The 23251-nt window shown below is 70.0% G+C and carries 25 protein-coding genes and 1 pseudogene; 15 read left to right on the top strand and 11 right to left on the bottom strand.

Annotated elements, in window-relative coordinates; all coding sequences use genetic code 11:
- Positions 1-19 precede the first annotated feature (19 nt).
- The 3 genes from R3F55_25500 to mtnK all read right to left on the bottom strand — a co-directional run bounded on the left by R3F55_25500 (position 20) and on the right by mtnK (position 3754).
- A complete protein-coding gene (locus R3F55_25500) occupies positions 20-1501 on the bottom strand; it encodes an FGGY family carbohydrate kinase (GenBank protein MEZ5670732.1) in 1482 nt (493 codons plus the stop codon).
- A gap of 157 nt (positions 1502-1658) precedes the next feature.
- The gene (locus R3F55_25495; protein MEZ5670731.1) at positions 1659-2459 is read right to left on the bottom strand and encodes a BtpA/SgcQ family protein; all 801 of its coding nucleotides are present in this window, start codon (positions 2457-2459) and stop codon (positions 1659-1661) included.
- A gap of 2 nt (positions 2460-2461) precedes the next feature.
- The gene (gene mtnK / locus R3F55_25490) at positions 2462-3754 is read right to left on the bottom strand and encodes an S-methyl-5-thioribose kinase (GenBank protein ID MEZ5670730.1); all 1293 of its coding nucleotides are present in this window, start codon (positions 3752-3754) and stop codon (positions 2462-2464) included.
- 213 nt (positions 3755-3967) lie between these two features.
- Between mtnK and R3F55_25485 the strand changes: the two genes are divergently transcribed.
- The 3 genes from R3F55_25485 to R3F55_25475 all read left to right on the top strand — a co-directional run bounded on the left by R3F55_25485 (position 3968) and on the right by R3F55_25475 (position 5736).
- A complete protein-coding gene (locus R3F55_25485) occupies positions 3968-4750 on the top strand; it encodes a trypsin-like serine protease (GenBank protein ID MEZ5670729.1) in 783 nt (260 codons plus the stop codon).
- Positions 4751-4893: 143 nt separating this feature from the next.
- Positions 4894-5112, top strand: a complete 219-nt coding sequence (gene infA / locus R3F55_25480; protein MEZ5670728.1) for a translation initiation factor IF-1 — start codon at positions 4894-4896, stop codon at positions 5110-5112.
- Positions 5113-5313: 201 nt separating this feature from the next.
- A complete protein-coding gene (locus tag R3F55_25475; protein ID MEZ5670727.1) occupies positions 5314-5736 on the top strand; it encodes a hypothetical protein in 423 nt (140 codons plus the stop codon).
- A gap of 95 nt (positions 5737-5831) precedes the next feature.
- On the opposite strand, the gene R3F55_25470 is transcribed toward R3F55_25475, so the two are convergent.
- A complete protein-coding gene (locus R3F55_25470; GenBank protein MEZ5670726.1) occupies positions 5832-6596 on the bottom strand; it encodes an SDR family oxidoreductase in 765 nt (254 codons plus the stop codon).
- 166 nt (positions 6597-6762) lie between these two features.
- Between R3F55_25470 and R3F55_25465 the strand changes: the two genes are divergently transcribed.
- Positions 6763-7797 (top strand): hypothetical protein, encoded by a 1035-nt coding sequence (locus tag R3F55_25465; GenBank protein ID MEZ5670725.1) that lies wholly within the window; start codon positions 6763-6765, stop codon positions 7795-7797.
- Positions 7798-7853: 56 nt separating this feature from the next.
- On the opposite strand, the gene R3F55_25460 is transcribed toward R3F55_25465, so the two are convergent.
- Positions 7854-8402, bottom strand: a complete 549-nt coding sequence (locus R3F55_25460) for a hypothetical protein (GenBank protein MEZ5670724.1) — start codon at positions 8400-8402, stop codon at positions 7854-7856.
- 155 nt (positions 8403-8557) lie between these two features.
- Complete coding sequence (locus R3F55_25455; protein ID MEZ5670723.1) at positions 8558-8944, bottom strand: hypothetical protein; 387 nt, start codon at positions 8942-8944, stop codon at positions 8558-8560.
- Positions 8945-9104: 160 nt separating this feature from the next.
- Here R3F55_25455 and R3F55_25450 point away from each other — a divergent pair, with 160 nt between their 5' ends.
- From R3F55_25450 to R3F55_25410, 9 genes are all read left to right on the top strand, one after another.
- Complete coding sequence (locus R3F55_25450; GenBank protein MEZ5670722.1) at positions 9105-10085, top strand: TauD/TfdA family dioxygenase; 981 nt, start codon at positions 9105-9107, stop codon at positions 10083-10085.
- A 121-nt stretch (positions 10086-10206) separates the two neighbouring features.
- A complete protein-coding gene (locus R3F55_25445; GenBank protein MEZ5670721.1) occupies positions 10207-10785 on the top strand; it encodes a hypothetical protein in 579 nt (192 codons plus the stop codon).
- Between the two features lie 193 nt (positions 10786-10978).
- Positions 10979-11836 (top strand): hypothetical protein, encoded by an 858-nt coding sequence (locus R3F55_25440; protein ID MEZ5670720.1) that lies wholly within the window; start codon positions 10979-10981, stop codon positions 11834-11836.
- Between the two features lie 93 nt (positions 11837-11929).
- On the top strand, positions 11930-12613 hold the full coding sequence (locus R3F55_25435; GenBank protein ID MEZ5670719.1) for a transposase: 684 nt from the start codon (positions 11930-11932) through the stop codon (positions 12611-12613).
- Between the two features lie 230 nt (positions 12614-12843).
- Positions 12844-14364 (top strand): proline--tRNA ligase, encoded by a 1521-nt coding sequence (proS, locus tag R3F55_25430; GenBank protein ID MEZ5670718.1) that lies wholly within the window; start codon positions 12844-12846, stop codon positions 14362-14364.
- Between the two features lie 164 nt (positions 14365-14528).
- Positions 14529-15080, top strand: coding sequence for a paraquat-inducible protein A (locus R3F55_25425; protein ID MEZ5670717.1), 552 nt, complete (start codon positions 14529-14531; stop codon positions 15078-15080).
- Positions 15073-15804 carry an aldolase gene (locus tag R3F55_25420; GenBank protein MEZ5670716.1) on the top strand — a complete coding sequence of 244 codons (732 nt, stop codon included), beginning with the start codon at positions 15073-15075 and terminating at the stop codon, positions 15802-15804. Before R3F55_25425 ends, R3F55_25420 begins: the two co-directional genes overlap by 8 nt.
- 7 nt (positions 15805-15811) lie before the next feature.
- Positions 15812-16750, top strand: a complete 939-nt coding sequence (locus R3F55_25415; protein MEZ5670715.1) for an LCCL domain-containing protein — start codon at positions 15812-15814, stop codon at positions 16748-16750.
- Positions 16751-16853: 103 nt separating this feature from the next.
- The gene (locus R3F55_25410; GenBank protein MEZ5670714.1) at positions 16854-18164 is read left to right on the top strand and encodes a GAF domain-containing sensor histidine kinase; all 1311 of its coding nucleotides are present in this window, start codon (positions 16854-16856) and stop codon (positions 18162-18164) included.
- A 21-nt stretch (positions 18165-18185) separates the two neighbouring features.
- Here R3F55_25410 and R3F55_25405 read toward each other — a convergent pair whose 3' ends face one another.
- On the bottom strand, positions 18186-19148 hold the full coding sequence (locus R3F55_25405) for a branched-chain amino acid ABC transporter permease (GenBank protein MEZ5670713.1): 963 nt from the start codon (positions 19146-19148) through the stop codon (positions 18186-18188).
- 163 nt (positions 19149-19311) lie between these two features.
- Between R3F55_25405 and R3F55_25400 the strand changes: the two genes are divergently transcribed.
- A complete protein-coding gene (locus R3F55_25400) occupies positions 19312-20286 on the top strand; it encodes a patatin-like phospholipase family protein (protein ID MEZ5670712.1) in 975 nt (324 codons plus the stop codon).
- 16 nt (positions 20287-20302) lie between these two features.
- On the opposite strand, the gene R3F55_25395 is transcribed toward R3F55_25400, so the two are convergent.
- From R3F55_25395 to R3F55_25385, 3 genes and pseudogenes are all read right to left on the bottom strand, one after another.
- Positions 20303-20932, bottom strand: coding sequence for a hypothetical protein (locus R3F55_25395; GenBank protein ID MEZ5670711.1), 630 nt, complete (start codon positions 20930-20932; stop codon positions 20303-20305).
- A 22-nt stretch (positions 20933-20954) separates the two neighbouring features.
- Positions 20955-21248, bottom strand: coding sequence for an RNA polymerase sigma factor (locus R3F55_25390; GenBank protein ID MEZ5670710.1), 294 nt, complete (start codon positions 21246-21248; stop codon positions 20955-20957).
- Positions 21249-21361: 113 nt separating this feature from the next.
- Positions 21362-21405: pseudogene (locus tag R3F55_25385) on the bottom strand (hypothetical protein).
- Between the two features lie 266 nt (positions 21406-21671).
- On the opposite strand from R3F55_25385, the gene R3F55_25380 reads away from it, so the two are divergent.
- The gene (locus R3F55_25380; GenBank protein ID MEZ5670709.1) at positions 21672-22112 is read left to right on the top strand and encodes a hypothetical protein; all 441 of its coding nucleotides are present in this window, start codon (positions 21672-21674) and stop codon (positions 22110-22112) included.
- A gap of 73 nt (positions 22113-22185) precedes the next feature.
- Here R3F55_25380 and R3F55_25375 read toward each other — a convergent pair.
- The coding region (locus tag R3F55_25375) for an alpha/beta fold hydrolase (GenBank protein MEZ5670708.1) at positions 22186-23251 on the bottom strand (1066 nt) is incomplete at its 5' end.

Raw genomic sequence — 23251 nt, 5'->3', positions numbered from 1 at the left:
GTCCCGAACAAATAAGAATTCAGCGGGCGATCGACAGCCGCGGGTACATCGGCCGCAGCCGCTCGTAGGTCTCGCGGAAGCGGCCGTAGCCGTGGTCGTAGACCGCGGCGAACGCCGGCCTGGGCGTGTAGGTGCGGCCCGGTTCGACATACTGCCCGACCTGGGCGTAGTCCGCGAACGCACCGACGCCGACGCCGGCGACATAGGCGGCGCCCAAACAGGAGCCGGGGTGCTTCGCCACATGGGTGACCGGGTGGCCGAGGCAGTCGGCGGCGATCTGCAGCCACACCGCGCTCTCGGAGCCGCCGTTGGAGCTGACCACGCGCTTCACCGCCAGGCCCATCTCGTCGAACACCGCGAGATGGTGGCGGAAGCCGTAGACCACGCCTTCGAGCGCGGCGCGCCAGACATGGCCGAGCCGGTGGTGCAGGCCGAGGCCGACCAGCGTGCCGCGGGCATGCGGGTCGTGCAGCGGCGTCTTCTCGCCGAGGAAGTAGGGCAGCAGGATCAGGCCGTCGGCGCCCGGCGGCGTCGAAGCCGCCAACGCGTCCAGCTCGGCATAGCCCATCGTGTCGCGGCCGAACTCGCGCGCGATCCATTTCAGGACGCTGCCGCTGGCCGCCATGCAGCCGTTGGTCAGGTGCAGGCCGGGCACGATGTGGTAATCGACGAACAGCCGCGGGTCCGGCTTGAGCGCCTGGGTGGCGAGCAGGATGTCGCCGGCACCGCCGAACTTGACCAGCAGGTCGCCGTCGTCGACCACGCCGGCAACGAAGGCGGAGGCGACGTGGTCGGCACAGCCGGCGACCACCGGCGTGCCCGCGGCCAGCCCGGTCGCGGCGGCCGCTTCCGCCGTCACCGCGCCGATCGCCTCGTGCGCGTCGCGGATCGGCGGCAGCCAGGCGGCCTGCGCATGGCCGAGCGCCAGCAGATCGGCCGCGAACGCGCGGGTACGCACGTCGTAGAGGCCCGATTCCAGCGCCCAGTTGCGCTCCACGCTCTGCGCGCCGCTCAGGCGCCAGGCGATGTAGTCGTAGGAGCCGAATGCCGTGGCGATGCGTGCGAACACGTCCGGCTCGTGCACCTCCAGCCAGCGCAGCTTCGGCCCGACCAGCTGCTGGTTGACGCTGCCACCGGTCGCTGCGAAGAACGCATCGCCATCGCATTCCGCCTGCATCGCCGCGATCTCGGCGACGGCGCGCGCGTCGTTCTGCTGGATCGAGCGGCGCAGCACCCTTCCCTCGGCATCGAGCAGCACCAGCGCCGGCACCATGCCGGTGACGCCGATCGCGGCGACCGGCCGGTCGGCCGCGGCGACCAGCGCGCGGATCACCGCACAGGTGTTGTCCCACCACTGCGCCGGCTCTTCCTCCGCCCAGTTGGCGTGGTCCGAGTGCAGGTCGGTCTCGCGCCGCGCGGTCGCCAACGCGTTGCCCGCCCCGTCGATCAGGATGCCGATCGTCGAGGTGGTGCCGATGTCGATGCCGATCAGCAGGGTCATGGCATCGTCCCGATGAAGAGCGCGGCCACCCTGCCGTCATGGCGACGAGCGGAGCGAGGCGGCAATCCAGGCTCCGGTGCGCAAGTCCGTGCCCGGATTGCCGCGCCGCCTGCAGCGCCGCGCAATGACAGTGGCGGTGTCGAAACCCAAGCGCAGGTCACCGCGCGCGCTCCACTGCGGCCATGAACGCTTTCACCCTGTCCGCGTCGACCGGGTTCCAGGTGTCGCCGCCGACCTTGAGCGCTGTGCCGACCACGCAGCCGTCGGCGACCTTGAGGATCTCGGCCACCGTATCGGCGCGGACTCCGGTGTTGGCGAACACCGGCGTGCCGGGCAGCGCCTCCTTCACCGCGGCGAGGTCCGAGGCGTCGACGCCCTGGCCGGTCATCGGGCCGGAGACGGCGACGATGTCGGCGCAGGCGGAGAACACCGCGCTCTTCGCCCGCACCGCGATCGGCCGCGTGTCCAGCGACGAGGCGAATTCGGCGTTGATGTTGAAGATCAAGGCGAAGTCGTCGCGGCCCAGCTCGGCGCGCAGCCGCATCGCCGCCATTGCATCCGGCACCCACAGCCCCATGTCGCTGGCATAGGCGCCGGTCATGATCTCGCGGCCGAAGGCGGCGCCGGTGGCGGCACCCAGCGCCACGGTCGCCTTCGGGTTCCACAGATAGTTGACGCCGAACGGCACCCGCAGCATCGGCTTGACCTGGCCGATCACCGCCGCCATCGCCGCCACCGATTCCACCGGTGCGCCGGTGGTGTAGGGCCGGTCGCCCTCGTTGCCGAACATGATCGCATCGATGCCGCCGTCCTGCAGCGCGGCGACGTCGGCGACGATGGAGTCGACGATCCGGGCCATTCCGCCGGCCCGGTCGTAGAACGGCGCGCCGGGCAGCGGCGGGAAATGCGCCATGCCGACGATGGTCTTGTCGCGGAAGGGAAAACGGGCAGCGGCCATGGTCATGTTCCTGTCAGGCTGGTGATCGTGCTTCGCGTTCGCACCGCGGCGTCGGTCAGGACATCGATCGAGCCGAAACGCTGCGGCTCGACCAGCATGGCGCGGGCCAGCCGCAGGCAGCGCGTCTCGCACAGCGCGCGCATGTCGGCGTCGGCGATCCAGTCGAGATCGATGTTGTGAGCGAAGCCGAGGATGCGGCGGATCATCTTGGCCGCGCCGAAACGCAGCGTGTCGCGGTACAGCGCGGCCATGTAGGCGCGGCGCGCCGCCCGCAGCGCGTCCCGGTCGCCGGCGTCCTCGAACAGCGCGCGCGGATAGGCGCCGCCGGTGCGGTCGGTCTCCCACAACGCGGCGAATTTGGCGGCGAAGCCGGTCCAGACGTCGCGCACCGTCTGCAGCACCCAGGCCTGGTAGGCGTCGCGCGGATCGTCGGCCGTGGCGTGGCCGTCCTGGGCGAAATAGTTGATCAGCAGGTTGCCGATCACCGCACCGACGTCAAAGCCCATCGGCCCGTAGAAGGCGAACTCCGGATCGATCACCCGCGTGTCGGTCTCGGTCACCATCACCGAGCCGGTGTGCAGGTCGCCGTGCAGCAGCGCCTGCGCGTCGGCCATGAAGCGCAGCTTCAGCTCCGAAACCGCCGCCTTCAGCGCCGCGTCGCCGCGGAACGCCGCCGCGATTCCGTCCAGCTGCGGGCTGGTCCAGCGGTTGCGGTCGCAGGCGGTGTACGGGTCGGTGAAGATAAGGTCCTCGGTGATCTTGCACAGCTCGGTGTTGCCGCAGAAGATGGTCATCTGCGCCTTCTTCTCCGCCGCGCGCAACGCTAGGTCGGAGGTGAAGAACAGCGTGCGCGCCATGTAATCGCCGATGTGGGCGGCGAAGCACGGATAGCGCGTGCCGGCGATCATGCCGCGGCGCATGATGATATGCGGCTGCAGCAGCTCCATCACGATCAGGTAGAGCGCCGGCTCGAAGTGATAGACGTCGGGGGCGTGGCCGGCGGCATGCGGGCCGTGCGCCATCATGCAGCAATATTCGTAGAACGCGCGGATCGGCTTCAGCGGCCAGCTCTCGCCGGCCGCGCGCACATAGGGCAGCGCCTGCTTGGCGCAGACGCCGCCGGCCGGCCCCTTGACCAGGAACACCTGGTTCAGGTTGCCGTCGCCGACCTCGCACACCGACCAGGCCGCCGGTGTGCCGCCCAGCACGGCGGCGACATGCGGCACACCGGCCAGCAAGGCGCGCAGCGCCGCTTCGTCGAGAACGCGATAGGCCGTCGTCACGGTCTCGGTCATGACCGCCGTTTTCCTCCCCCCCTGTTGCCGCGGATGTCGCCGCGCCCGAGTCCGCGCCAGTTTAGCCCCTCGTCGCGCGGTCGCCAGCCCGCGTCACATTCGCGGCACCGGCGCGCGGACATGTCGCCCCCCGCGCTCAGGCAGGCTATAGCTTGGGACGACGCGGCGCCGCCGCGCCGCGCCATTGTCGATCCGCCAGGCCAGCGCCCCGCCATGCCCCGCCCGCCTCTCGTTCTTGCCGCGCTGCTCGCCATGAGCCAGGCGACCCATGCCGAGATGCGGGTGATCGGCGACGACGACCGCAGCCTTGCCGACAGCCGCGCCGTGCCCTGGACCTCGATCGGCCGGCTCAACCGCGCCGGCCGCGCCTTCTGCACCGGCGTGCTGATCGCGCCCGACCGCGTGCTGACCGCCGCCCACTGCCTGTACGACGTCGCCCAGGGCCGCTGGGCTCCGGCCAGCGCCATCCATTTCCTCGCCGGCTACAGCCAGGGCGACTATGCCGACGTCGCGGTCGCCACCGGCTATGCGGTGGCCGAGGGCTATGACCGGGCCCATGCGCAGGAGATGGCGACGATGTGGCGCGACTGGGCGGTGGTGACGCTGGATCACACCCTGACCACACCGCCGACGCCGATCTGGCCGCTGGCGTTCGAGGACGCGGCGGCGCTGGCGCTCGACGGCGGCGTGCTGCTGCAGGCGGGCTACAGCGAGGACCGGCCGCACGTGCTGACGGTGCACGAGGATTGCGGGCTGGTCGGGGTCGCCGGCGAGGTACCGCTGCTCTTGCACGAATGCGATGCCATCGAGGGCGACAGCGGCTCGCCGCTGCTGCTGCGCCAGGACGGGCGCTACGGCATCATCGGGCTGCATATCGCACGCACCGACTCCGAAGGTTTCGAACTCGGCGTCGCGGTGCCTTCCGCCGCGTTCGCCGGCCCGATCGGCGCGCTGCTCGGCGACGGCGTCATCGGCGCGCCCGCCGCGCGCCCGTGACGGGCGCGCACGATTGGTCCGTGACAAACGCCTGCGGACGCACCATATTGCGCGCGCTGCACGTACACTTCCCGCAATGTCGCCTCTAGGGCCCAGCGCGTCGGGATTGCGCGGCTGCTGAATGGACCTTCGTTGAGAGCGGGATGTCGAAAGAAGAACTGATCGAATTCAAGGGCACGGTGATCGAGAAGCTGCCCAATGCCATGTTCCGGGTGCGCCTGGAAAACGACCACGAGATCATTGCCCATACCGCGGGCAAGATGCGGAAGTTCCGGATCCGGGTGATGCCCGGCGACGTGGTCGACGTCGAGATGACTCCCTATGACCTGACCAAGGGCCGGATCACTTTCCGCTACAAGTGATCCAGCGGGTCGCCGCAACCGCACCACTCCATGAATGCCGACGCTGCCATCTGCCGCCCGATGCACGCGGTCGGGTTGGTGCGCCTGCACGGATGGCTGCCATGCGGCATGGCGGATCGCGTCGCGAGGTCCTTCATCCTTCGTTCAACGAAGCCGCGTAGACTGCTGGAATCGCTCACTCAATCCGGTGGTCCTGCCGCCATGCTGCGCACGCCCCTGCTGTCGCTCTACATCATGCTTGCGCTCATGCAGCCGGCCGGTGCCGAGGCGAACGACGCGCCGCCGGCGGCCTTCTTCGCCGGCGACTACGTGCTGGTCGGACGGCTGCAGGACGGCGGCGACGCCTATGCCGGCAGCGCCGGCATCGTCGCAGCGGACGACGACATGCTGACGATCGAGCGGACCGTGGACGGCGAAACCGTCCGGGAGACCGGCCGCTTCGTCACGCCGCGGCCGCCCGGCGAGGGTCGCGTCCTCCATCTCAGCAGTGCCGACGGGGCACTGGTCGGCAGCTGCCTGCGGACGGTCGACCTCGACAACGACCCGCGGCTGACCTGCCTGCGGGCGGTGGCGGGCACCGACCCGGCCGAGCCCGGCTATGAGGCCCTGTTTCCGGCCCGCTAGGGCATGTTGATATTTGTTGTCAGAATATCTCTGTAAGATATTGTAATGGAACCATTTGTGTGCACCCACATTATCCCGACTGACCAGACGTCGCTCTAAAGGCTGACCGACAGCCCGCCGTCGACCGCCAGCACGTGGCCGGTGACGTAGGACGCGGCGTCGGATGCCAGGAATACCACCGCGCCGCCCAGCTCCTCCGGCTTGGCCCAGCGGCCGAGCGGCGTGCGGCCCTCGACCCAGGCGGTGAAGGCCTTGTCCTCCAGCAGCGCTGAGTTGAGTTCGGTCGCAAAATAACCCGGCGCCAGCGCATTGACGGTGATGCCGGTCCGGCCCAGCTCGGCGGCCAGCGAGCGGGTCAGCCCGTGCAGCCCGGCCTTGGCCGCGACATAGCCGTGAATCGTCGGCCGGCCGAGGATCGCGGCGACCGAGCCGGTGCTGATGATCCGCCCGAACCGGCGCGGCAGCATCACCCGCGCCGCCTCGCGCGCCAGCTGGAAGCAGCTGACCAGGTTGGTCTGCACGACGCGGGCGAAATCCGCGTCCTCCCATTCCGTAAGCGGCCGGCGGTGCTGAATGCCGGCATTGTTGACCAGGATGTCGAACCGGCCGTGGCGCGCGGCGAGCCCGTCGATCGCCGTCCGGGCCGCCGCCGTGTCGGTGACGTCGAAAGCCAGCGGCTCGGCGGCCAGACCCTGGTCGGTCAGCCTGGCCGCCGCCGCCGCGACGTCGTCGGCACTGCGGCTGTTCAGCGCCACCGTGGCGCCATGGCGCGCCAGCGCCTCTGCCATCGCAAAGCCCAGCCCGCGCGAGGCGCCGGTGACCAGCGCCACCCGGCCGGCCAGCGAGAACATGTCGGACATCCCTCTCCTCCCCCGTCGTCGGTTCGTATCGCCGCCCCAGGGTGACAGATCGGCCGGCGCGCCGCCATGGGCGCCGACGGCGCGGATTGCCGGTGGACCGCGCCCGCCATCGATGCGACCTTGGCACCGACCAAACCGGCTGGGATCACCAGGGAGGACGAAGCCCATGACGCGCACGACAACTCTCGCGGCGACCGCACTGCTCGCCCTCGCCGCGACAGCCGGAGCGGCCCAGGCGCAGGCCGGACGCTGGTCGACCCCACAGCCGCCGATCTACGACCCGGTGTGCGGCGAGCCTGAGAACGGCGAGTGCTATCTGCTGCCGAGCACCGGCAACCGGTCCGCGGACGGCCGCTTCGCCATCGCGCTGCATTGCCAGAGCACACTGTCGGTTGACGGCGCCACCGGCCAGAACGGTGCGCAATACGGCACCGTCGCGCTCGCCGTCGACGGCCAGCCCCTCGGCCAGTTCCGGATCGTCGGCGGTCTCGACGCCGACTATCTGAACCCCCAGCCGACACCCGCGCTGATCGCGGCGCTGCGCCACGGCGGCACGCTGACGATGGTGTTCGACGGGGTGACGGCGACGACCGTCAGCCTGGCCGGCTCCAGCGCCGCCATCGCCGCGCTCGACGTCGTCTGCGCCGGCGACGGCGGCCAGTCGACCGCCGTCCAGCCGCCGGCCACCCGCCAGCGCCAGTATTTCGCCGACTACATGGCCACCTGCCGGCCAGACGGCGGCTGCGATGCCACCACCTTCAGCGACACGCCCACCTCCGACGGCAACAGCTTCTCGTCGACACTGGTGATGAACCGGCTGGGCTTCCCCGGCACCGCCTGGATCCTCAGCTTCGCCGGCGCGTTCGAGGGGCCGGTGCCCGGCACGCCGATCCAGGTGACCGTCGGCCAGCAGAGCTGGACGCTGGCCGCCGGCGAGGGCTATGGCGACATCATGGGCCACAACTACTTCGCCTGGCCCGCCAACGAGCAGATCCTCGCCGCGATGCGCACCGCCGCCTTCCTCGACGTGACCCAGACCGTCGCCAACGGCAGCCGCCAGACCGTGCGCTACTCGCTGCGCGGCCTGAACGACGCCATGGCCTGGATCGACCAGGTGCAGGGCCGCAGCGGCGAACCGGCCCTGATCGGCGTGCCGATGGCGCTGGACGAGATCGTACCGGGCTACCAGCCGGCTCAGTAGGGGCTGGCCGGGGAACGGGCTGCCCTGCAGCGCACCCGCCGGTCGGATCGCGGCAATCAGGCCCCCTGCGCCCGGCCGGTCCACGCCGCGCCGACCGGAATGCCGCAGCTGCCCCAGCTGCCGTCGAAGGCGATCTCGCCCTGCATGGTCACGTCGAACGTGCCCCAGACGTAGAGCGGCTGCTGGAACTGGAAGCCCTCGCCGACAAGCTGCGGCGGCGGCGGCAGCGCGATCGGACAGGCCACCGGCCCGCCGGCGCGCGCCCAGTTGCCCTGCCACTTGCCGGTCGCATAGTCGAGCGTGCCCCAGACCAGGCGCGTGCCGTCCTCGTAGACGCCGTAGAGGAACAACGAGGTCGGGCCGGCCAGTTCCTCGACGTTGCGCATGCGCAGCGCGCCCTCGCTGGTGGTCCACGGCGCGCCCTGGGTATCGAAGAACGGCACCGACCAGACGCCGTTCGATGCGGCCGGACCGAAACCAGGGCCGGGCCCGACCCCCGGGCCCTGCGGCGTGCCGGCCACCGGGACGCAGGCGGCGAGGCTCATCGCGATGCAGGCGGCCAGGCCGCCGCGGATCGCACGGCGGCCGTGTGCGGGTTTCGTCATCGTGGCGTCGTCTCCAGCTGTCCTTGCGACAGCCCGCGACCCGGCCTGCCTTCGATCTGTGCAGTGTCGCCCATCGCCGCCGGCATGGCCATGGGGTCGATTCCCCATGTTCGGACCGGCGCGCCGCAGCGGGGCGCGATCGGTCGGCGCGATCGTCAGACCGTCCGGAAGAACGCGTTCACCGGGTCGACGAACTCGATGCTCGGCACGCGCGCGCGCCACGCGGCCTTCTGTTCCGCGGTCCAGTCGACGTGTAGCTTGAGGTCCGTCGGCCGCGACAGCACGCCGTCGTTCAGATAGCGCAGGTGCTCCTTCACGTGCGCGCCGTCGAAATGGGCAGCCATGCCTTCGAAGTTGCGGAACACCTCGAGCCAGCGATAGGTCACCTCGGTGTCGGTCGTGGCGATCCTGGTCTGCAGATGCACCAGCATGTCCGGCTCGATCGCCTTCACCTTGGCCTGGATGGCCGCACCGCGCCGCTCATATTCCGCGGCATGGGCGGCATGGACGTATTCGAACGCTTCGAGGACGAACAAACTCATCGCGGGTGACCCTGCTGTTTCGGTTGCCGGGATGGTGCACCGATTCGACCGCCGACGGGACAACAAAGTGAGCGCGCGCGCAGGTCGTACTGGAGGGTAGCGACCGTCCGGCACTAGACTGGCCCGACATAAGGGGCTGCGTGGTAGCGGGGAAGCAGGCATGAGCGCGATGGTGATCACGCCGGTCGCCGGCAAGACCTTCGGCGCCGTCGTCACCGGCGTCCGCCTCGCCGGCATCGACGATGGCGCGTTCGCCAGCATCCATGAAGCCTTCCTGGAATACGGCTTCCTGTGCTTTCCCGGCCAGTTCCTGACCGAGCAGCAGAATGTGGACTTCTGCGAGCGGTTCGGCCCGCTCGAGTTCGGCCCCATCCCGATGGCCAACCGGCCGCGGCTGCGCGAAGGCGAATACGGCGACACGCTCGACCTCGAGACCCAGGTCATGCGCATCAACATCGGCAACGAGGCCTGGCACACGGACTCGACCTACCGGCTGGTCTCCAGCAAGTGCGCCATGCTCTCGGCGGTCGAGGTGCCGGACGCCGGCGGCGAGACCGAACTGGCGGATTGCCGGGCTGCATGGACCGCTCTCGACGCGGCGACGAAACGGCGGATCGCGCATCTGGCGGCCTATCACGCCTCCGAATACTCGCAGGCGAACGACCTCGGCGATTTTCCGCCGATCCGGCCGGACTCGATCTTCGAGGGCAACGCGTATCTGCGGCCGCTGGTCAAGCTGCACCCGGAGACCGGCGGCAGGAGCATCTTCGTCGCCCGCCACGCCTTCGGCATTCCCGGGCTCGGCCGCGACGAGAGCCGGGCCCTGCTGCAGGCGCTGACCGAGTTCATCGTCTCCGAGCCATCCCGCGTCTACGCACACCATTGGCAGCCGGGCGACAGCCTGCTGTGGGACAACCGCTGCCTGCTGCACCGGGCGCGGCCCTACGACTACGCCAGGCCGCGCGTGCTGATCGCCACCCGGGTGGCCGGCGACCCGGCCTCCGAGATCGCCGACAACCCGACCGGCGCGCAAGCCGAAGCCGGCCGCCGCGCGCTCGCCGCCGAGCTCGCCCATCTGCGCGACGAGGTCACGGACCGCCGCTACCGCGGGACGACGGCGGCCGAGGCGGTCGGGGGCTGAGGCCGCGCTGGCGGCGGCGTTCCGGACCTCCGGTCGCATGAGAGCCGGATTTCCGCCTTGTTCGGCGCGGTTGAATGGCCGGTCCGGCCTTGATCGGGCGCCGACCGACGGGGAGCAGCCGATGACCTGGATCGGAACGTGGCGCGGCGGCGTTTCCGCCTGCCTGCTGGTTGCGGGATGCGTGGCGGCAGACCCGGCGCCGCAGCCGGCACCGCCGATCCTGTGCGAGCAGGAGTACAGCAATGCCGCCTGGCCCGACCTCTATCCGCCCATCCATTGGGTGCTGGGGATCGCCAGCGACGGACGCATCCTGGGCTACGATCCCACGCGCGCGGACGGCTCCGCGTCCGGCGCGGCCGGTCCCGGCGTCGTGATTCCCCCGCCGCCGCCGTCGGCCCGCAGCCTGCAGGCGCGCTATGCCGGCGCCGTGCCGCTCGACCGGACCGTGCCGGCGGCGGACCTCGCGCGGATCGTCGAACTTGCCTGGGCGATCCGCGACGGCGACCTTGTCGAGACAGGCGAGCCGACCGTCTTCGACGCCGGCGTCGACACGCTGCGCTGCTTCGTGCCGATCCCCGGCAGCGACATCCTTCGCGTGGTGCCGGTCGCCCGCAGGCTGGCCGCCCCGGCGGTCAACGATCACCCCGAAACGACCGAGCTGATCGGCCTGCTCGACCGCGCTTTCGGCAACCGGCCCTGAGCGCAGCGCCACCCGCCGCCGCATCGACGGGGCGCGGCACGCGGACGCGGGCGCCAAATGACGGGCGCGGGCGCGACAGGCGTCCGACTGCGGGTTTCCCGCGGCGCGCGGTCATTGACCGCAAGCAAGGCACCGCGCTCGTCGGCCTGGCAACCTGCGCCTCCAACGCCAACCAAACCGCGAGGCCTCGCCGATGCCGTTTCCCTGCCGAACCCTGTGCGTGCTTGCCTGGATGCTGCCGCTGCTGGCCGGGCCGGCGCGGGCCGACTCGCTGTTTCTCACGCTGGGCGACGCGCTCGACAACCGCGTCGCCGAGATGGTGGCCCATTTCGATCCGCTGCCCCTGATCGGCCCGGCCCGGCACCACCCGACGCGGGTGACCGACCAGGCCACGTTCCTGGCGCTGGTCGGCAGCCTAGGCCAGGGCGACGTGCTCTACCTGAACACCCACTCCAACACGATGTGCGTGGGCTTGAGCGAAAACGAGACCCTGACATTCGATGCCATCGGCTGTGCGCTGCGCGACGGGCCGGCGGACAGCCGACGGGTGCCGCCGCGGCTGCTCGCCGTCGTCGTCGACGGCTGCATGGCCAATGCCGTGCACGGCGATTTCGCGCGCGTCTCGCAGGCGTTCAACGGCGAACTGGTGATCGGCTGGGCGACGGTGACCAACTCGATCGCCCACATCTCGGCCATGTACGACATCCTCGAGCGCCTGTTCGTCGAGGGCCTGCCGCTGGCCCGCACGCCCAGCGACCGCACCCCGGCCCTTGTCGGCCGGCCCTATCTCTATGCGCCGACCGCCTACTACGGCGAGACCATGGCCGCCGTCGCCACCCACCTCGCCCAGCGCCTGGCCGCCGGAGCCGAGCCCGACCTCGGCCGCGACACCTACAGCGCGGAGGCCTGCGGCGCGGACAAGCCCGACGACGACGAGCAGTGCCGCGCCTTCTTCGAAGAGAACCCGTATTTCTGCGTGATCCCGCCGATGAACGAGGAAACCGACGAGTCAGCCTACCGGACGATGTTCGACCGGTGCTGCGTGTATTGAGCCGTCCCCCGTGAGATATGCTCCCGAGTGCGGCGACTATCTAGGGACACAGTACCTAATTGCACCTCGCAAATCGCTCGGCTAGGCTAAGCCATGGCTCGGCTCGCGCGCATCGTCGTTCCCGGCGTCGCCCACCACGTCACGCAGCGGGGCAACCGCCGCCAGGACGTGTTCTTCGAGGATGCCGACTATGCGGCCTATGTCGCCCTGGTCTCGGCTGCCTGCCGGAGCGAGGACGTGCGCTGCCTCGCCTGGTGCCTGATGCCCAACCACGTGCACCTGATCCTCGTGCCCGCGAGCGAGGACGGTCTGCGCGCTGCCCTGTCGGAGGCGCACCGGCGCTACTCGCGGCGCATCAATTCCGCCCACGGATGGACGGGCTATCTGTGGCAGGGGCGGTTTGCGAGCTATCCGATGGATGACGCCCACCTGGTGACGGCGGTCCGCTATGTGGAGCTGAATCCCGTGCGGGCCGGCCTCGTCACCCGCGCCGAGGCGTGGCGCTGGTCGAGCGCGCAGGCCCATGTCGAGGGGCAGGCGGACGGGCTCACCGACCTCAAGTGCACCGCCGGTCTGCACCGCAACTGGCGGGCGATGCTGCGCCACGGGCTGGAGGCGGGCGACCTGACCGACGAGGCCGCAGCAGCGATCGAGGCGCATGCGCGAACAGGTCGCCCGCTGGGCAGCGACGGCTTCGTGGCAAAGCTGGAGGCGGCGACCGGCCGCCAGCTCAAGCGCCGCAAGCCAGGGCGGAAGCCAAAGCAGTCGGAGAATTAGGAATAGTGTCCCCGGATTTCCCGGCCAGGAATAGTGTCCCCGGATTTCCGTGTCCCCGGATTTCCCGGATTTCTGTTGCTACCGCCTTGGCCGGGCTTGATCCGGCCATCCACGGGGCCGATGCCGGAGCGCCCGACGTTGCATGCTGTTCGCCCCCGCATTGCCCCCCGCCGCACATTCCGCTAATCCTCCGCCCGCCCCTCGCCGCCGTCACAGCACAGGACCCACCGATGGCCAAGGCCCCGACGCATGCGATCTCGCCCACCCGGGCGGAGGACTATCCCGGCTGGTACCAGCAGATCATCCGCGCCGCCGACATGGCGGACAATGCGCCGGTGCGCGGCTGCATGGTGATCAAGCCCTGGGGCTACGGCATCTGGGAGTTGGTGCAGCGGGCGATGGACGACCGCATCAAGGCCACCGGTCACGACAACTGCTATTTCCCGCTGTTCATCCCGCTGCGCTTCATCGAGAAGGAGGCCCAGCACGTCGAGGGCTTCGCCAAGGAGATGGCGGTGGTCACCCACCACCGGCTGGCGATGCACGACGGCAAGCTGGTGCCGGAGGGCGAGCTGGAGGAGCCGCTGATCGTGCGGCCGACCTCCGAGACCATCATCGGCGAGGCGTTCCGCGACTGGATCCAGAGTTATCGCGACCTGCCGGTGCTGGTGAACCAGTGGGCCAACGTGGTGCGCTGGGAAATGCGGCCGCGCATCTTCCTGCGCACCTCCGAGTTCCTCTGGCAGGAGGGCCATACCGCGCACGCCACCGCCGACGAGGCGGTGGAGGAGATGATGCGGATGCTGGAGGTCTATCGCGAGGTGGTCGAGGACGTGATGGCGATCCCGGTCATCCCCGGCGAGAAGTCGGAGAGCGAGCGCTTCCCCGGCGCCGACCGCACCACCACCATCGAGGCGATGATGCAGGACGGCAAGGCGCTGCAGTCCGGCACCTCGCACTTCCTCGGCCAGAATTTCGCCAAGGCCGCCAACATCCGCTTCCAGACCCGCGAGGAGGGGCTGGACTATGTCTGGACCACCTCCTGGGGCTCGTCGACCCGGCTGATCGGCGCGCTGATCATGACCCATGGCGACGACGACGGCCTGCGCGTGCCGCCGAAGGTGGCGCCGCGCCAGGTGATGATCGTGCCGATCATCCGCGACCCCAGCCAGGCCGGCCCGGTGCTGGACTACGCCAACCGCATCGCCGACGAGCTGTCGGCCCAGTCATACGCCGGCGCGCCGGTGCGGGTGCGGGTCGACGCCCGCGACCTGCCCTCGCAGGACAAGCGCTGGGAGTGGATCAAGAAGGGCACGCCGATCGTCGCCGAGGTCGGGCCACGCGACATCGAGAACGATGGCGTCGCCTTCGTCCGCCGCGACCGGCTGGGCGAGAAGAAGGCGATCGTCGGCCGCGCCGAGTTCGTCGGCGGCATCGCCGCGCAGCTCGACGAGTTGCACCGGTCGCTGTTCGGCCAGGCGCTGGCCTATCGCCGGCAGCGCAGCCGCGACGACATCGCCACCTACGACGACTTCCGCGAGTATTTCGGCGGCAAGGGCGCCGACGCCTACGACGCCGAGCGCGGCTTCGTCCGCGCCAAGTGGTGCGGCGAGCGGGAGTCGGAGGCGAAGCTGGCCGACCTCGGCGTGTCGATCCGATGCCTGCCGTTCGACCAGTCGGGGACCGAGGGCAAATGCGTGCTGACCGGCAAGCCGGCAACCACCGACGCCATCTTCGCCAAGGCCTATTGAGGCGGAATGCCCGGCCGACCTGCCATCGTCTCCCACAGCACGTCATCCCCGGGCTCGAACCGGGGACCTGTTGCCGTCGGCGCCCCGTCCCAAAGAGATCCCCGGGCCGAGCCGCGGGATGACGCACTGCGGAGCGGGTCGCGCGGCAAGGACGGCTTCGCCGCATGCTGAGCCCGGCCAAGGAAGCGCTGTGCCGGCACGCCGACGTGCCGGACCGCTGGCTGCTGACGCCGCTGTTGCTGGTGGCGCTGGCCTGCCTGCTGCTCGGCGTCTACCTGCCGGCGATCACGGTGGAATCGGTGCCGCTGGTCGAGGACGACCTGTCGATCCTGGGTGCCGCGATCGCGCTATGGAATGACGAGCAGTATTTCCTGTTCGCGGTCATCGTCGTGTTCTCGATGATCTTTCCGCTGTTGAAGATCGTGCTCGGGCTGTGGGCGTGGCGCTGGGCCAGCCTGGAGGTGCGCGCGCCGCTGCGCCTGGTGCGGCGGATTGAGCAGCTCGGCAAATGGTCGATGCTCGACGTCTTCATCTTTGCCATCGTGGTCGCCGGCTTGAGCGTATCGCTGATATCGTCGGTCTGGGTGCACGAGGGCATCTATCTGTTCACCGGCGCCGTCGTGCTGTCGATGTGGGTGATGGGCCGGCTGGAGCGCATCGCCATCGAGCTCGAGGAGCGCTGGCGCGACCACAGGGGGAGGACGACACATGGATGAACGCGAACGCCAGGGCCGCATCGACCTGGCCGCCGCCCTGCGCTGGGCCTGCCGGCTGGGCCTGAACGAGGGCGTCTGCAACCACTTCAGCCTGGCCGTCAACGACGACGGCACCGAGTATCTGATCAACCCGCAGGGCTTCCACTGGTCGGAACTGACTGCGGGCGACATGATGCGGCTGAACGTCGACGGCCGCATCGTCAGCGGCAAGCACACGGTGGAGCCGACGGCGTTCCACATCCACGGCCGGCTGCACGCGCGGCTGCCGCACGCCACCGCCGCGCTGCACACCCACATGCCCTATGCCACCGCGCTGACCTGCCTGGACAACGGACGGCTGGAGCCGACCTACATCTCCAGCCTGCGCTTCCACGACCGCATCGCCTATGACGAGGAATTCAACGGCGTCGCCCTGTCGGACGACGAGGGCGACCGCATCGCCCGGGCGATGGGCAACAAGCCGGTGTGCATGATGGGCAACCACGGCGTCATGGTCACCGGCCGCAACATGGCCTGGGCCTTCGACACGCTCTACTACCTGGAGCGGGCGGCGCAGGTGCAGGTGCTGGCGATGTCGACCGGCAAGCCGCTGCGTCGGCTGCCGGAGCATATCCTGGACCAGTCGGTCGCCCAGATCGAGGGCGAGGAACAGCAGGTGACGCTGCACTTCGACGCGATCAAGCGCATCCTAGACCGCGAGGAGCCGGAATACCGGACCCTGTGAGCGGGCGGTGAACGTGCGTCTCGCGTTGCTGGCCGCCCTGATCGCGGGAAGCTGCGCCAGCTGGGCGCGGTCGGCCGCGGCCGATCCGTGCGCGCGCACGCTGAACGACTATCCGCCGCCGCCAAGCGAAACGGCCACGTTGACCTGCACCTGGGGGCCGCCGCGCGGCGGCCTGCTGCTCGACCTGTCCGAACTCACCGACGAGTTGGCCGCTCCCGATGCGCCGCAGCCCTACGAAGGCACGCTGTTGCAGACGATCGGCGGCGTCGCCGGCAGCTGGACCTATGCCGCGGGCAGCAACATCTGCATGGCGGCCCGGCATGCCGGCCTGATCCCCGAGCCGGAGTTCGGCGCCGAGATCAGGCTGGCGATCGCGCCGGGCTGCGAGCGCTACGAGGCCAGTGCGCGCAACGGCATCGAGAGCCAGGCCGCAGGGCCGGACCGGCGCAGCTTCTTTTTCCCGGCGGTCAGCGACGGCGGCTGTCCCGGCACCGCGGCCTACCGTCCCGACCGGCTGGTGCTGGGCCGCTACGCCGACACCTGGACGGCGGTGACGTCCCCGCGCGACGACGGCTCGTGGTCGTGCAGCGCCTACAGCCGCGCAGCGGAGTCCGACCCGGACGACGGCCTGTGGCTGCTGGTGTTCGACAACCACATCCGCTTCGACCCGGCGGACGACATCGCCGAGGACACCCGCGTCACCATCGCCATCGACGGCACGACGTTTCCGATGGCGCTGCGCAACGGCTATGCGTTCGTGCCGCTGTCGATCGCGCCGGTGGCCCGGGCTCTCGGCACCGGCGCGGAGGTCGCGGTAACCGTCGACACCGGCACCGGCGCGCCGGCGACCCACCGCTTCCCGCTACAGGGTTTCGCCGACGCATTCGGGCGGATCGCCGCCGAGTGCGGCTTCGACCCGGCGGCCGTCCTCGGCGAGCACCCCTGAGGGACAAGGCGTCGCACGCGCTAATCCCAGCTAAACCATTCGTCTGTATGCCTCGTAATACCCATCGGGTTGCAACCGACGATTAAGGACTTCGGTCAGCGGAATGCAGAATGGCTGTCCATTGCCGTTCAACGAGGACTACCGGCTTGCCGTCCTGCGCAGCTATCGCATCCTCGACAGCGAGGCGGAGCCGGCGTTCGACCGTCTGGTGAGACTGGCCGCGGAGCTGGCCGAGGTTCCGGTCGCGCTGATCTCGCTGATCGACCAGGAACGCCAGTGGTTCAAGGCCAAGGTTGGCCTGGATGTGGCCGAGACCCCGCGCGACATCTCGTTCTGCCAGCACGCGATCATGCGCAGCGACCCGCTGATCGTGCCCGACGCGTCCCAGGATCCGCGCTTCGCCGACAACCCGCTGGTCACCGGCGAGATGCACCTGCGCTTCTATGCCGGCTTTCCGCTGACCGTGCCGGAAGGCGTGCGGCTCGGCACGCTGTGCATGGTCGACTTCGCGCCGCGGCCCGCGGGGCTGAGCCCCGCGCTGATCGGCCGGCTGAAGGACGTCGCCGCCTCGATCACGTCCGAGATGGCGCTGCGGCGCAGCCTGTTGGAAGCCAGGGCCGACACGTCGGCCCGCGTGCAACGGGCGGAGCGGCTGGCGGCCGATGCCGAGGCCGCCAAGCACCGGTTCCTGTCGATGGCCGGCCACGAGCTGCGCACGCCGCTGACCGGCATACTCGGCCTGTGCGAGCTGATGGAGGCCGAGATCCACGGCCCGATCGGCAATCCGCGCTATCGCGAGTTCGTCGAATCGATCCACAGCTGCGGCACCCGCCTGCACCAGACCGTGGAGCGGATCCTCACCTACGCCCGCGCCGCGGCCGACGAGTTCGAGCTGAACGAGTCTGCGTTCGACCCGCTCGACATCGTCCGCGCCGTCGCGGCGACGGTCCTGCCGGTCACCGGCCGCGGCGACGTGACCGTCCAATTCGAGGAGTGCGGCCCGGCCGCGTGGCTGTACGCCGACCGCGGGCAGTTCGAGCACATGGTCGCGCAACTTCTCGACAACGCGATCAAGTTCTCGCACTGCAACGCGACGGTGCGGATTGCCATCGAGCGGGATGTCGAGCGCGGCCTGACGGTGGCGGTGCACGACCAGGGCCGGGGCGTCGACACCCGGCGGATCGAGGAGCTGAAGCGGGCCTTCGTCCAGGCCGACGAGGGCGACGCCAGGTCCCACGAAGGCATGGGCCTGGGTCTGCCGATCGTCGACAGGCTGGCCCGGATGCACGGCGCAGATCTGCTGCTCGACCGCCGCAACGGTGACGGCACGACGGCGCGGCTGGTGTTCCCCGCCTATCGCCTGCGCGCCCCGGCACCCGCGGCGGCCGGCAGCCGTCTCAGCCTGGCGTCATAGCCGCACCCGGCTGGCCAAGGTTCAGCCGGCGCCGACCTCGCGGCGCACCGCCTTCGGCACCCGCTCCGGAAACAGTCCGCGCGCGAAGCGCTGCAGCACGATCTGCAACAGCAGGCCGATCAGAAAGATGCGGATATAGGCCGCGCGCGTGATCCAGTCGGCCGGCAGTTGGGCGGTCACCAGCTCGGTCGCCGACCAGATCGCCCAGATCAGCAACGGCCCGAACACCGCACCCAGGTTGTTGCCGCTGCCGCCGATGATCAGCATCACCCAGACCAGGAAGGTGGTCATCAGCGGCTCGGTCGCTTCGACGCCGATGAACTTGGTCAGGTGCGCCTGCATCGCGCCGCCCAGCCCCATCAGCATGCTGCCGACGATGAACGCCTCCAGCCGGAAGCGGATCACGTTCTTGCCGACCGCTTCCGCCGCCACGTCGTTCTCGCGGATCGCGCGCATCGTCCGCCCCCACGGCGAGGCCGACGCGCGTTGCAGCAGCAGGAACAGCAGCAGGACGATTGCGGCGATCAGGCCCAGATAAGCCAGGTCGGCATAGGGCGGGCCCAGGCTTTCGAACGGGCGCGGGATGCGCTGGATGCCGCGCGGGCCGTTGGTCAGCCACAGCTCGTTCTTCAGCACCAGGCGCAGGATCTCGGCGATGCCGATGGTCGCGATCGCCAGATAGTCGCTGCGCAGCCTGATGCAGACCACGCCGACCCCCCAGGCCAGCAGGCCCGCCGCGACCATCGCCGCCACCCAGCCCGCGGCCACCGGCAGCCCGAAGCCGCCCAGATGGTTCGCCGACTCCGGTGTCGTCAGGATCGCCGAGACATAGGCGCCGATGGCATAGAAGCCCGCGATGCCGGCGTTGAACAGGCCGGTGAAGCCCCACTGCACGTTGAGCCCGAGCGCGACCACGGCATAGATGCCGCCGACGGTCCCCAGCGAGACCAGATAGTTGACGATGCCGACCCAGCTGTCGTTCATGCCGCCCCGCGCTGGCTGTCCCGCGGCCTACATAGCATGCGCCGCCGCCGCGGCCGCCGCCTTTTCGCGCAAGCCCGGGCGGCCGGCGCTACGCTGTGCCGAAGGCCACATGCGGGCGCCGGGGCGACGGCCTAGCATGCGCGATCGGCGGAGGAGGCGGGCCATGTTCAAGGTGCTCTCGATCGACGGCGGCGGCATTCGCGGGGTGATCCCGGGCGTTCTGCTGCAATATCTGGAGGAGGAGGCCGGACGCGGCATCGCCGAGATGTTCGACCTGATGGTCGGCACGTCGACCGGCGGCATCCTCGCCACCGGCCTCAGCGCACCCAAGGCCGACGACAAGCCGCGCTATAGCGCCGCGGAAATGCTGGCGTTCTATGTCGAACGCGGTGCGGAGATCTTCCACCGCTCGCTCTGGCGCGGGATCACGTCGGTCGGCGGCGCCACCGACGAGCAGTACGACCACCGGCCGCTCGAGCGGTTGCTGAAGCAGTATCTGGGCGACGCGACGCTGGCCGAATGTCTCGTGCCGATCGTGGTGACCAGCTACGACATCGAGCGGCGCGAACCCTATTTCTTCAAGACCCGCCGGGCGCGCGAAAAGAAGGATCGCAACCACTATCTGCGCGACGTCGCCCGGGCGACGTCGGCCGCGCCGACCTTCTTCGAGCCGGCCGTGGTCAAGGGCATGGCGTCGAACACGTCGCGCCGCGTGCTCGTCGACGGCGGGGTCTTCGTCAACAACCCCGGCATGTGCGCCTATGTCGAGGCCTATGCGCACGGAGCCAGGCACGAGGACATCATCGTCGTCTCGCTCGGCACCGGCACCGCGACGCGGCGCATCCCCTATGACGATGCGAAGGACTGGGGCGCGATCGGCTGGATCAGGCCGATCATCAGCGTGATGATGGACGGCGCGGCCGATGCCGCGGACTATCAGCTGCGCCAGATCCTGCCGGACAGCGATGCCGGCCAGGACCAGCGGTATTTCCGCTTCGATACCGACCTCGATCTCGCGCTCGACGACATGGACGCGGCCAATGCCGGCAACATCCAGGCGCTGAAGGACGAAGCGCAGCAGATCGTCGAGAAGCAGGGTCGCGAGCTGGAGCGCCTGCTGAGGATCCTGTGCGGCTGAGCGGGCGCAGCCCGGCTCAGCTCTCGACCATCTGCTCCATCTGGGTCTGCCAGTGGCCGTCGCCGGCGCGACAGGCGACGCCCAGCCTCACCTCGAGCACGCTGCCGATTTCCTCGGCGGAGCGGTACTCGCGGCACCAGCGCTCGTCGGCCGAGCGGTAGGTGCGGATCGGCGTGATCTCCAGGGTCCAGCTGGTGCCCGGCTTGGCCCAGGCCACCGCCTCGCCGCTGGCCGATGCTTCGAGCGCGCGGTCCAGCGTCTGCTCGCGCGCCTCATAGACCTCGAGATAGGCGGTCTCCAGCGCCGCCTCGCCGTCGGCGCGGCCGCCGAAAAAACCGCCGGCCGCCGCGGCCAGCGCAATCACGCTCGCCGCCATCGCAGGCAGGGCCCGACGCCACGGACCGCGGACGACGCTGCCGCCGCCTCCGATGAACGCCGACGCCGGCTTGCGTCCGGTAAACGGCGCCGTCACCGTCCGCCGCAGGGTGCAGTTCAGCAGCGCGAACTCGCCCAGCATCTGCAGCAGGCGCGGGCTGCGCGCCACCTCGGCCTCGACCCGCTGCGACACCGCCGGGTCGAGCGACCCGTCGAGCAGGGCCGCAATCCGGGCCTCGTCGTCCATCGCAGTCATCCGGTCTTCGCTCACCATCGCCTCCGTCGTCCGCCGGCTAAACGCCCGGCTCGTCGTAGAGCACGTGCTTGAGATGCGCCCGCGCCCGCCCCAGCCGGCTGGTCACCGTGCCGACCGGAACGCCAAGCGTCGCGGCAGCCTGGGCGTAGGACTGCCCTTCCACGCAGACAAGCACCAGCACCGCCCGCTGCTCCGGGTCCAGCGACTGCAACTCCGCCTGCACAGCATCCAGCGTCAGCCTGGCCTCGATGCTGCGGCGCGGATCTGTCGCCGTTTCCTGCACCCTGCTCGTCTCGTTCCCATGGCGTGCGCGAACCCGCTCCGACCGCACCGAGTTGAGGAACTGATTCTGCACGATGCGGTAGAGCCAGTCCAGTCTCGTCCCGCGCTGCCAGGTCGATGTGGCGAATGGCGCGTTCCACCGCACCCTGCACCACGTCGTCGGCTTCGGCCGCAGAGCCGGTCAGCGACAGCGCAAACCGCCGCATCTGCGGCACCAGCGCGACAAGTTCCTGTGCAAGCGCCCGGTCCACCGGTCCTCCCCGCCTCCGCACCGTTGGTTCGATGTCGTTCCTGCTCGAATAACACCGGCCATCGGCCACTTCGTCCCGAAATAAAAATTTTTCATTCGAGGACGATTTCTGCCGGCGGTCGTGTTGTCGGCCCGATTGCAATCACGGCGGCCCGCGAACCGCCCCCGACAGTGCAAACGACCAACGATCGGAGCAAGACGATGACTTCTCTGCGGACTCTGTTGAAGGCCGGGACGATTGCAGCCGCCGGCGTTCTGGGCCTTGCCGCGCTGATCAGCGCACCGGTGACCGTGACCCGCGATAGCGATGGCCTAAGCGTCAAGTCAGCGCAGGCCTTTGCCAAGAACGGTGCGGACGACGGCGCCGACCACGACGCAAACGATGATCGCGGCGGGCACGGCGGCGGCCATGGCAAGGACGACACGACTCGCGGCAAGCGCGGGGCAGACGACGGCCCGAACCACGACGCCAACGACGATCACGGCGGGCGCGGCGGCGGCAACGACGACGGCCCGAACCACGACGCCAACGACGACCATGGCGGGCGCGGCGGCGGCAACGACGACGGCCCGAATCACGATGCCAATGACGACAACGGCGGCGGCGGCAACGGTGGCGGCGACGACGACGGCACGCCCGATCAGGGACCGGGCGACAACTGAGCCCACCCCCCTCCCTGGGGCCGTGCGCGGCGGCCGGGGCGACGGACTCGATCCGCCGCTTCGGCCGCCGCTGCTATTGCGGCAGCGCGAAGGTCGCGTTCAGGAACCGGCTCAGCGCCGCGGTCGACTGCGCCCGGACGGCGTCGTCGGCGCCGATCATGTACGGCTCGTTGCGCACGCAGGTAGCCAGGATCGCCCGGCGCGTCAGCGGCCCGTTCATTTCCAGGCCGAGCCGCACGTCGCGCGTGGTCGCATCGGCCGCCACCCGCAGCGCGCACGGCGACAGGTCCCGCCCGATGGTGCGCGGCGTGGCGAAGCCGCCGTCCCACTGGTGGAACGCGCCATCGAACGCGATCGCCTCGACCGCACTGCCGCCAGCGCGCAGGTCGGCTATCGTCTCGGCGCACCGGTCCGGATCGACAATCGCGTCGGCGGTGCCCCACATCATAAGAACCGGCGCGCCGGTGGTCTGCACGCGCTCGAACTCCGCGATGCACGGCGCGTAGTAGGCCGCATGACCGGCGAAGCGCGGCCCGCCGGGCGCGAAGATCTCGGCCACCTGCGCATAGACGGCGTAGACCGTCGCCATCCCGCCATAGGAAAAGCCGACCAGAGCGACCCTTTCGCCGTCGACGTCGGCCCTGGCGTCGAGATAGCGCAAGGCGCCATAGGCATCGGCCAGGAACATCGCCTCGGTGATGTTGAGCACGCGCGCGGTGAAGCCGGTCGCGACGTCCCGCCGGTTGCCGAAGACATCGAGGACCAGCGCCGCGATACCCTGCGCCGCCAGCTGGCGCGCATAGGTGGTCTCGCGCACCGCCTGCACCCCGCCGGCGCCATGCAGCAGCACCACCGCCGGCACCGGCCGCGCCGCCCCGGCTTCATCCGGAACGAACAGGGTCGCCTGCACATCGCGCGGCAGCGCCGTCCCGGCCGCGGCGTCGTGCAGCGAGAAGGGGTCGCTGCTGGCGAACGTCACGGTCTCGCCGGCCAATGCCATGTCGGCGTCGGCCCAGACCTCCGCCAGCAACGGCTGTGCGTGCGACGCATGTGGCCAGGCGCCGGCGGTGGCAACCGCCCAGGCGACGGCCGGAAGCAAGTGCCAGCATGACCGGATGGCGGCGACACGGATGTGCAAC

It is taken from the genome of Alphaproteobacteria bacterium (genome assembly GCA_041396705.1).
Classification (GTDB): Bacteria; Pseudomonadota; Alphaproteobacteria; order CALKHQ01; family CALKHQ01; genus CALKHQ01.
This window is presented reverse-complemented; position numbering and strand designations above follow the sequence as displayed.